Origin of the sequence: Burkholderia sp. E168m23, from assembly GCF_016586125.1 — a bacterium.
GTDB lineage: Bacteria > Pseudomonadota > Gammaproteobacteria > Burkholderiales > Burkholderiaceae > Burkholderia > Burkholderia orbicola.
Map to the genome: position 1 here is coordinate 1 of NZ_BCPP01000157.1, position 9,578 is coordinate 9,578.

At 67.5% G+C, this 9,578-nt stretch carries 11 protein-coding genes and 1 tRNA gene; 6 read left to right on the top strand and 6 right to left on the bottom strand.

Going from position 1 to position 9,578, the window contains the following annotated elements; genetic code table 11:
• A partial coding sequence (locus tag JMF90_RS10910; RefSeq protein WP_201325101.1) for an alpha/beta fold hydrolase occupies positions 1 to 243 on the top strand: 243 nt, incomplete at its 5' end.
• A 31-nt stretch (positions 244 to 274) separates the two neighbouring features.
• On the opposite strand, the gene JMF90_RS10915 is transcribed toward JMF90_RS10910, so the two are convergent.
• Together JMF90_RS10915 and JMF90_RS10920 are read right to left on the bottom strand one after the other, a co-directional pair.
• Positions 275 to 1,174 carry an SDR family oxidoreductase gene (locus tag JMF90_RS10915; protein ID WP_011545992.1) on the bottom strand — a complete coding sequence of 300 codons (900 nt, stop codon included), beginning with the start codon at positions 1,172 to 1,174 and terminating at the stop codon, positions 275 to 277.
• A gap of 43 nt (positions 1,175 to 1,217) precedes the next feature.
• Positions 1,218 to 1,955 carry an SDR family oxidoreductase gene (locus JMF90_RS10920; protein ID WP_011545991.1) on the bottom strand — a complete coding sequence of 246 codons (738 nt, stop codon included), beginning with the start codon at positions 1,953 to 1,955 and terminating at the stop codon, positions 1,218 to 1,220.
• A gap of 120 nt (positions 1,956 to 2,075) precedes the next feature.
• Between JMF90_RS10920 and JMF90_RS10925 the strand changes: the two genes are divergently transcribed.
• Positions 2,076 to 2,978, top strand: a complete 903-nt coding sequence (locus tag JMF90_RS10925) for a LysR family transcriptional regulator (RefSeq protein ID WP_011545990.1) — start codon at positions 2,076 to 2,078, stop codon at positions 2,976 to 2,978.
• Positions 2,979 to 3,006: 28 nt separating this feature from the next.
• Here JMF90_RS10925 and JMF90_RS10930 read toward each other — a convergent pair whose 3' ends face one another.
• From JMF90_RS10930 to JMF90_RS10945, 4 genes are all read right to left on the bottom strand, one after another.
• On the bottom strand, positions 3,007 to 3,162 hold the full coding sequence (locus JMF90_RS10930) for a hypothetical protein (RefSeq protein ID WP_201317003.1): 156 nt from the start codon (positions 3,160 to 3,162) through the stop codon (positions 3,007 to 3,009).
• Between the two features lie 167 nt (positions 3,163 to 3,329).
• Positions 3,330 to 3,414 (bottom strand) — tRNA-Leu (locus JMF90_RS10935).
• Positions 3,415 to 3,516: 102 nt separating this feature from the next.
• A complete protein-coding gene (locus JMF90_RS10940) occupies positions 3,517 to 4,701 on the bottom strand; it encodes an ABC transporter substrate-binding protein (RefSeq protein ID WP_011545989.1) in 1,185 nt (394 codons plus the stop codon).
• Between the two features lie 70 nt (positions 4,702 to 4,771).
• Positions 4,772 to 5,713 (bottom strand): CysB family HTH-type transcriptional regulator, encoded by a 942-nt coding sequence (locus JMF90_RS10945; protein WP_006478072.1) that lies wholly within the window; start codon positions 5,711 to 5,713, stop codon positions 4,772 to 4,774.
• Positions 5,714 to 5,927: 214 nt separating this feature from the next.
• Here JMF90_RS10945 and JMF90_RS10950 point away from each other — a divergent pair, with 214 nt between their 5' ends.
• From JMF90_RS10950 to cysD, 4 genes are all read left to right on the top strand, one after another.
• Positions 5,928 to 7,607 carry a nitrite/sulfite reductase gene (locus JMF90_RS10950; RefSeq protein ID WP_011545988.1) on the top strand — a complete coding sequence of 560 codons (1,680 nt, stop codon included), beginning with the start codon at positions 5,928 to 5,930 and terminating at the stop codon, positions 7,605 to 7,607.
• A 25-nt stretch (positions 7,608 to 7,632) separates the two neighbouring features.
• Positions 7,633 to 8,172, top strand: coding sequence for a DUF934 domain-containing protein (locus JMF90_RS10955; protein ID WP_011545987.1), 540 nt, complete (start codon positions 7,633 to 7,635; stop codon positions 8,170 to 8,172).
• Entirely contained in the window at positions 8,169 to 8,918 is a 750-nt protein-coding gene (locus JMF90_RS10960; protein ID WP_011545986.1) for a phosphoadenylyl-sulfate reductase, read from the top strand. Before JMF90_RS10955 ends, JMF90_RS10960 begins: the two co-directional genes overlap by 4 nt.
• 76 nt (positions 8,919 to 8,994) lie before the next feature.
• Positions 8,995 to 9,578, top strand: a 584-nt coding sequence (gene cysD / locus JMF90_RS10965; protein WP_201325102.1) for a sulfate adenylyltransferase subunit CysD, incomplete at its 3' end; no start/stop codon positions are given.

A 9,578-nucleotide genomic window follows, 5' to 3' on the forward strand; every position in this document is an offset into this window, starting at 1 on the left:
GGCACGCCGGCTTATGCCGACGACGACGCGCGGCTGAACCCGGCGCCCGTGCTGACGGTACCGACGCTCGTGCTGCACGGCGGCGCGGACACCTGCAATCATCCGGACAGCTCGGTCGGGCGCGAGCGGTTCTTCGCCGGGCGCTACGAGCGGCAGGTGCTCGACGGCATCGGGCACTTCCCGCAGCGCGAATCCGCGACGGCGGTCGCTGACGCGATTCTCGGCTTCTGCGAGCGGGATTGACGCGCGCCGGCCGGCCCGGCGCGCGAAGAAATCAGCCGTCGACACGCGGCGCGAGCAGATCGGCGAGCCCGATGTTCCGGAACATCTCGCGGCGGATGCGATCGCCGACACGGAACACTTCCTCGGCGCCGTCCTGCGACGGGTCGACGAACACGCGGTAGGGGCGCTTGCCGGCCGGCGCCGCGACGAGCTCGGCAATCGCCGTGGCGACGGCGCCGGCGTCGGCGTCCGCCGGTTCGAGCGCGGCGAGGCCCGTCAACGCCTGATCGGCGACGCCCGCGTACGGCCCGCTGTCGTACGCAGCCTGCACGGCGGTATCGGCCGGCTTGCCCGCATGGAGGAAGTGATTCGTGCCTCGGGTGAACGCGCCCGGCACGACGATCGACGTTTCGATGCCCCAGCGGGCGAGTTCGGCGGCGTAGGACACCGCGAGCGAGTCCATCGCGGCTTTCGCGGCGAAGTAGGGGGCGAGGAACGGCGGGGTGCCGCCGCGCGCCGACGAGGACGACACCCACACGAGCAGGCCGCGGCCCTGGCGGCGCAGGTGCGGCAGCGCCGCGCGGTTCACGCGCTGGGTCGACACGACGTTGACGTCGTAGAGCTGCGCAAGCTGCTCCGGCGTGAAGGCTTCGGCCGGCCCGAACACCATGTGGCCGGCGTTGTGGACGACGACGTCCAGACGGCCGTTGTCGGTGATCACGCGCTCGATGGCGGCGTCGACCGATGCGTCGTCGCCGACGTCGAGTTCGAGGCTGCGCAGGTCGACGCCGTGTTCCTGCGCATAGGCCGCGACGGCGGCGGCGCGCGGCGCGTTGCGCCCGGCGCGCTCGCGCATCGATGCATAGACCGTGTGACCGGCGCGCGCGAGCGCCTGGACCGTCAGCAAGCCGAAGCCGCTGGACGCGCCGGTGACGAGGACGACTTCCTTCATGAGCGATCTCCTGGCAGAAAGATGAGGTGGCGGCGAGGGGGCGTCAGCACATGCCGCCGTTGGCGCGCAGGATCTGGCCGTTGATCCACGCGCCGTTCGGGCCGGCGAGGAACGCGACGACGCGCGCGATGTCGTCGGGCTGGCCGAGCCGCTCGAGCGGGTTCAGCTTCGCGAGCCGCTCGACGAGTTCCGGGCTCTTGCCCTGCAGGAACAGCTCGGTCGCGACCGGCCCGGGCGCGACGGCATTCACGCGGATGCCGCGCCCGCGCATTTCCTGCGCAAGCACCTGCGTGAGGCTTTCGACCGCCGCCTTGCTGGCGACGTACACGCCGTAAGTCGGCATGCGCATGCCGATCACGCTGGTCGACAGGTTGATGATGCATCCGCCGTCGCGCACCCGCCTGGCCGCTTCGCGGCAGACGTTGAAGGTGCCTTTCACGTTGATGGCGAGCGTTTCGTCGAACAGCGCATCGTCGCAGTCGGCGATGGTCGCGAGCTTCATCACGCCCGCGGAATTGACCACCACATCCAGACCGCCGAATGCGTGTTGCGCGGCGTCGAACAGCGCGGCCACGGCCGCCGGGTCGGCGACGTTCGCCTGCACCGCGATCGCATGGCCGCCGTCGGCGACGATCGCGTCGACCACTTCGCGGGCCGGGCCGGCGCTCCCGGCATAGTTGACGACGACCCGGAAGCCGTCCCGGGCGAGTTGGCGGGCGATTTCCGCGCCGATGCCGCGCGACGAACCCGTGACGACGGCGACCTGTTCCGATGTGCTCATGTCCTGCTCCTGATGACTGGATGAATGCCGTTCGATCCGGCGACAGGACAACTGTAGGCTTCCGCGATCAATAAAAATAATGAATAATGATCAGTCGATGAATGACTGAAAGTATGTCTCATGGGATTCGACAGCAGGCTGCTCAGCGGTATCGGTGTGCTCTCCGCGGTGATAGAGGCCGGCACCTTCGCGCGGGCGGGCGAGGCGATGGGGCTGACTCAACCGGCGGTGAGCCGCGCCGTTGCCCGGCTGGAAGAGCGGGTCGGCATCCGGATCTTCAACCGGACGGCCCGCGCGATCACGTTGACCGACGAAGGGCGACGCTTTTACGAGGCGGTCGCGCCGCTGCTGGCCGGCATCGAGGAGGCGGCGCTCGACGCCGGCCAGTCGAAGGCGCGCGTGAGGGGGCGGCTGCGGGTCAACGTGGACGGCACGTTCGGCCACTACGTGCTGGCGCCGCGGATGGCGGAATTTCTCGACCGCTTTCCCGATCTGTCGGTCGAGATCAGCGTGCGGGACCGGATGGGCGACCTCGTCGCCGACGGTTTCGACGTGGCCGTGCGCTTCGGTATCCCGGAGCCGTCGTCATATCGGGCGCGACTGCTGCTCGAGACGCGTGTGCTGACCTGCGCATCGGCGGCCTACGTCGCGCGTCATGGCGAACCGCGTCATCCGCGCGATCTCGCGGACGGGCATCGTTGCGTGCTGATCCGCGATCCGGTGACGGGGCGACCGTACGAATGGGAGTTTCATCGCGGCAAGGAAGTGGTGCCGGTCGACGTCGCCGGCAGGTTGACCGTCAACGATACGGGCGGGCTGCTCGGCGCTTGCCTGGGCGGTGTCGGCATCGCGCAACTGCTGGAGCTCTATGCGCGGGAGATCCTCGCCGACGGGCGGTTGGCGCAGTTGTTGCCCGAGTGGGCCGACGAGACTTTTCCGCTTTATGCGTATCACCACGCGTCGAATCTCGTTTCGGCCAAGGTTAGGGTGTTTCTCGACTTCGTCCGCGAGTTGATGGCCTGAGTCTGCCGAGCGAACGGCGGCCGTCGGGTCATTCGGTGCGATGCGGAATGTTGTCCGGGAACGGATAGGGCGCATGCGTGCCGGGCCAGTCGGGTACGGGCGGCGCGCTCAGCACGTCGCACCCGCCGAGCACGAGCGCCAGCACGCCGCGGCAGGTCCGGCATGCAATCGCGCGCATGGACATGGGCGGCCTCCATGGTCGGCATTCCCTGATGCTTGGACTACCGGAGCGGGCCACCTGTTGCGGCGAATGCGGGCGCAACAACAAAAAACCCGCGAAGCGGCGAGCTTGCGCGGGTTTCGACAGTGGCAGCGCTTTCGACAGTGGCAGCGCATAACGCTGCGAAATTCTGGTGCCCAGGGCCGGAATCGAACCGGCACGCCTTGCGGCGGGGGATTTTGAGTCCCCTGCGTCTACCAATTTCACCACCTGGGCTTGATCCTGGCCGCGCGCCCGATGCAGATTGTGCGCGGCGAAACGCGAATTATGGCGGAAAACCGGGCACCGGGCAAGCAGCCCGGCGACCGGCTGCTTCTGCTACTGGCTCAGGTACACGAACCGGCCCTGCTTCACGATCCCCATCACGCTCGCGCGCTGGTCGAGCCCCACGTGATCCTTGTCGCTGGTATTGACGACGCCGTTCGGCACGACGAGCTCGTGCGCGCGTTCGAGCTCGCGGCGCAGCGCCGCGCGGAACGCGGGCGTGCCGGGTTGCGCCGCTTTCAGCGCGCGGCCGACCGCATCGGCGAGGCGCGGGTACACGCCCGCCGCATCGCCCGCGAACTGCGTGACCGTGCCGGCGCCGTATTTCGCCTCGTACGCGTCGACGAACGCGAGCGCGGCCTGGCGGGCCGGGTGGTCGGCCGGCAGCGTGCGGGCGACGACCACCGGCTGGGTCGGAAACAGCGTCCCGTCCACGTCCTTGCCGCCGAGCTTGATGAATTCCGGCGTCGCGATCCCGTGCGTCTGGTAGATCGGGCCCTTGTAGCCGCGCTCGATCAGCGTGCGCTGCGGCAGCACGGTCGGCGTACCGGCGCCCGCGATCAGGATCGCGTCCGGCTTCGCCGCGATCAGTTTCAGCGCCTGGCCGGTGACGCTCGCGTCGGTGCGGTTGAAGCGCTCGGTCGCGATCACGCGGATCTTGCGCAGGTCCGCGAAGCGCGTGAATTCGTTGAGCCAGCTGTCGCCGTAGCTGTCCGCGAAGCCGATGAAGCCGACCGTCTTCACGCCGTGGTTGGCCATGTAGCGGGTCATCACGTCGGCCATCGCGCGGTCGCTCTGCGCCATCTTGAATGCCCAGGTCCGCGCGCCCTCCTGCGGCTCGACGATCGAGCCCGAGCCGACCAGCGTGATCATCGGCGTCTGCGCGGCCGCCACTGCGTCGAGCGCCGCGAGCGCGGCCGGCGTGATGTTCGGGCCGACCACGACGTCGACGTGATCCTCGTCGACCAGCTTGCGGATGTTGCGTACCGCCGCGCCCGGGTCGGACGCGTCGTCGAGCACCGTGACCTGCACGGGTTGCCCGGCGATCGTCTTCGGCCACATCAGGATCGCGTTCTTGCTCGTGATGCCGATCGCGGCGGCCGGGCCGGTCGACGACAGGTCGACGCCGACCTTCAGGTCGGCATGCGCGGCCGCGCAGGCCAGCACGAGGGCGGCGCCGGCGGCGCGGCGGGTGCGGCGCAACAGGGTGGGACGTCGCAACAGGGCGGGAAGCGTCATGCGGGAATCTCCATCTCCGTCGGGCAACGAAAAGGGGCGCAATGTGCGCCCCCGTGTTCATACCTGTCCGTCAAAGCTCGTACGATTCGGCTTCGCCCTTGAGCGCCTGCTCGATCAGCTTGCGGTTCAGCGTGGGCGACAGCAGTTCGACCAGCGTATACACATAGCTGCGCAGGTAGGCGCCCTGCTTGAGCGCGACGCGCGTCACGTTGCTGCCGAACAGGTGGCCGACCGGGATCAGCCGCAGGCCGCGATCGCGCTCGGGATTGAACGCAATGTCGGCCATGATGCCGACGCCGAGGCCGAGTTCGACATAGGTCTTGATCACGTCGGCGTCGATCGCCTCGAGCACGATGTCCGGCGACAGCCCGCGCAGCGCGAACGCATGGTTGATCTTCTTGCGGCCGGCGAACGCATCGTCGTAGGTGATCAGCGGGTATTGAGCGAGATCGTCGAGCGTGACCGGCTTGCGTTCGAGCAGCGGGTGGTCGGCCGGCACGACGGCCGCGTGATGCCACTGGAAGCAGGGCAGCGACACGAGCTCCTTGTAGTCGGAGATCGCCTCGGTCGCGATCGCGAGATCGGCCTGGTCGTGGATCACCATCTCGGCCACCTGCGTCGGACTGCCTTGCAGGATCGACAGGTGCACCTTCGGGAAGCGCTTCTTGAACTCGGCGATCGCGGCCGGCAGCGAGTAGCGGGCCTGCGTGTGGGTCGCCGCGATGGTCAGGTTGCCCTGGTCCTGCGCTGCATAATCCTTCCCGACCCTTTTAAGGCTTTCCACTTCCTGGAGAATCCGCTCGACCGACGCGAGGATGATCCGGCCCGGCTCGGTGAGTGAGCGCACGCGCTTGCCGTGCCGCGTGAAGATCTCGACGCCCAGCTCGTCCTCGAGCTCGATGATCGCCTTCGATACCCCCGGTTGCGACGTGTAGAGCGCCTTGGCGGCCTCGGTGAGGTTGAAATTCTGCCGGACGGCCTCGCGCACGAAGCGAAATTGGTGCAGGTTCATTTATAACCCTTCCGCATATCAACAGAATTTTTTAGTCGTTTGAAATATAAGGCGAGTTTATTACGATTCACCGGAGTTTTTCAAATATGGATATCTGTTTTCGTCATTAGCAATCCAGCCGGCAGCGGTTGGCGGCGGTGACGACGGAACGGAGATTCGGGCGCGACGTGGCTAGGACGTCGCGCAGTCACCACGAAAACCCTGGGGTCCCCGAATGTATCAGTACGACCAATACGACCAGACGATCGTCGACGAGCGAGTCGCGCAGTACCGCGATCAGGTGCGCCGCCGGCTGTCGGGCGAGTTGAGCGAAGACGAATTCCGTCCGCTGCGTCTGCAGAACGGCCTGTACATGCAGCGCCACGCGTACATGCACCGCATCGCGATTCCGTACGGCAACCTGCGCAGCGACCAGCTCCGGATGCTGGCGCGCATCGCCCGCGAACACGACCGCGGCTACGGCCATTTCTCGACCCGCTCGAACATCCAGTTCAACTGGATCGAGCTGGAAGACACACCCGAAATCCTCGCGAAGCTCGCGTCGGTGCAGATGCATGGCATCCAGACGTCGGGCAACTGCATCCGCAACATCACGGCCGACCAGTTCGCCGGCGTCGCGCAGGACGAGGAGATCGATCCGCGTCCGTGGGCCGAGATCCTGCGCCAGTGGTCGACGTTCCACCCCGAATTCGCGTGGCTGCCGCGCAAGTTCAAGATCGCGGTGTCGGGCTCGAAGCGTGACCGCGCGGCCGTGCAGATCCACGACCTCGGCGTGTACCTGAAGAAGAACGCGCAGGGCGAGGTGGTCGCGAGCATCCTCGCGGGCGGCGGCCTCGGCCGTACGCCGATCGTCGGCGCGGTGATCAAGGAAGACCTGCCGTGGCAGCACCTGCTCACGTACTGCGAAGCCGTGCTGCGCGTGTACAACCGTTACGGCCGCCGCGACAACCTGTACAAGGCGCGCATCAAGATCCTCGTGAAGGCGCTGTCGCCGGCGAAGTTCGCGCAGCAGGTCGAGGAAGAATGGCAGCACCTGAAGGACGGCCCGTCGACGCTCACGCAGGCCGAAATCGACCGCGTGTCGCAGTACTTCCAGCCGCCCGTCTACGAGAAGCTGGCCGACACCGACGCGTCGTTCGAACAGCACCTGCTCGAGAACAAGGCGTTCGCGCGCTGGGTCGAGCGTAACGTCGCGCCGCACAAGGTGCCGGGCTATGCGGCCGTCACGCTGTCGCTGAAGGACCACCGCGTGGCCCCGGGCGACGCGACCGACGCGCAGATGGATCTGGTCGCCGACTGGGCGGACGCGTATTCGTTGGGCGAGCTGCGCGTGTCGCACGAGCAGAACCTGATTCTCGCGAACGTGAAGAAGCGCGACCTGTTCGCGCTGTGGGAAAAGGCGAAGGCGGCCGGTTTCGCGACGCCGAACGTCGGCCTGCTGACCGACATCATCGCGTGCCCGGGCGGCGACTTCTGCTCGCTCGCGAACGCGAAGTCGATCCCGATCGCGCTGGCGATCCAGCAGCGTTTCGACGATCTGGACTACGTGTACGACCTCGGCGACCTGTCGCTGAACATTTCCGGTTGCATGAACTCGTGCGGTCACCACCACGTCGGCAACATCGGCATCTTGGGCGTCGACAAGGACGGCGCCGAGTGGTACCAGGTGTCGCTCGGCGGCGAGCAGGGCACGGGCCGCAACGGCGCGCGTCTCGGCCGCGTGATCGGGCCGTCGTTCTCGGCGGAAGAAGTGCCCGACGTGATCGCGAAGCTGATCGATACGTTCGTCGAGGCGCGCATCGACGGCGAGCGCTTCATCGACACGTATGATCGCATCGGCATCGCGCCGTTCAAGGAGCGCGTGTATGCGGCGCGCCAGGCAGTGAACGCGTAATCAACCGGGTAGAGGGAATTTGCAGATGGCTTCGATTATCAAGAACCGCGCAGTGATCGACGACGCATGGCAGGTCGTACGCGCGGCGGAAGACGGTACGCTGCCCGCGGTCGACGCATTGCCGGCCGGCAAGGTGCTGGTGCCGTTCGCGTTGTGGCAGGCCGGGCGCGCGGCGCTCGTCGCCGCGAAGACGAAGGACGAACTCGGCGTGTGGCTCGCGCCGGACAGCGAACCGGCCAATCTCGTGGCCGACTTCGGCGCGATCTCGCTGATCGCCGTCGACTTCCCGCGCTTCGCGGACGGCCGCGGCTACAGCATCGCGCGCCTGCTGCGCGAGCGTCATGGCTGGACCGGCGAGCTGCGCGCGATCGGCGACGTGCTGCGCGACCAGTTGCTGTACATGTCGCGTTGCGGCTTCGACGCGTTCGCGGTGCGTGCCGACAAGGACATCCACGACGCGCTGAATGCGTTCACGGAATTCACGCAGCGTTACCAGGGCGCGTTCGACGAGCCGGCGCCGCTGTTCCGCCGCCGCGAGGCGGCTGCCGCCAAGGTGAGCGCATGAGCACCGCGACCGCCCCCGCGCTGACGCCGGAACTCGCCGCCAAGGTCGAGCGCCTCGACGCGCTGCTCGCGCAGATCGGCGAGCGTCACGACAAGGTGAAGTTCGCGAGCAGCCTCGCCGCGGAAGACATGCTGCTCACGCACGCGATCCTGTCGAAGGGCGTGTCGATCGGCATCTTCTCGCTGAACACGGGCCGCCTGCACGCGGAGACGCTCGGCATGATCGACCGCGTGCGCGAGCGCTACGGCTACGAGATCGAGCAGTTCCACCCGCGGCAGGACGCGGTCGACCAGTATGTCGCCGAGCACGGCCTGAACGCGTTCTACGAGAGCGTCGAGCTGCGCAAGTCGTGCTGCCACATCCGCAAGGTCGAGCCGCTGAACCGCGCGCTGGCCGACGTCGGCGCGTGGGTGACGGGCCAGCGCCGCGAGCAGTCGGTCACGCGCGCGGAGCTGCACGAGGAAGAACAGGACGAAGCGCGCGGGATCGCGAAGTACAACCCGCTCGCCGACTGGACGGAAGCCGACGTGTGGGCGTACCTTAAGGCGTTTGACGTGCCGGTCAACCCGCTGCATGCGCGCGGCTATCCGAGCATCGGCTGCGAGCCGTGCACGCGCGCGATCCGTCCCGGCGAGGACAGCCGCGCGGGCCGCTGGTGGTGGGAGTCGCGCGACACGAAGGAATGCGGGCTGCACATCACGATCACGCCGATTCCCGCGGATGCCGAAGCCGGCGCCGCGCACTGAACGCCCGATAAGAAACTGAATATTGCGCCGCCTGCGACAGCGGGCGGCACGAACCCAGAAGAGAAGGACTGAAATCATGAGCACGACGCTCGAGCAATCCGCCTTTGCCCCGCCCACCGGCGCCGACAGCCGCATGGGCCACCTCGACTGGCTCGAAGCCGAGTCGATCCACATCCTGCGCGAACTGGTTGCGGAATGCAGCAAGCCGGCGCTGTTGTTCTCGGGCGGCAAGGATTCGGTCGTCGTGCTGCATCTGGCGCTGAAGGCGTTCGGCCTCGGCGCGAACCGCAAGACGACGCTGCCGTTCCCGCTCGTGCACATCGACACGGGCCACAACTACGAGGAAGTGATCGACTTCCGCGACCGCCGTGCGCAAGAGCTCGGCGCCGAGCTGGTGGTCGGTCACGTCGAGGATTCGATCAAGCGCGGCACGGTCGTGCTGCGCCGCGAGACCGATTCGCGCAACGCCGCGCAGGCCGTCACGCTGCTCGAGACGATCGAACAGCACGGCTACACGGCGCTGATCGGCGGCGCGCGCCGCGACGAAGAGAAGGCCCGCGCGAAGGAGCGGATCTTCTCGTTCCGCGACGAATTCGGCCAGTGGGACCCGAAGGCGCAGCGCCCGGAACTGTGGAGCCTGTACAACGCCCGCCTGCACAA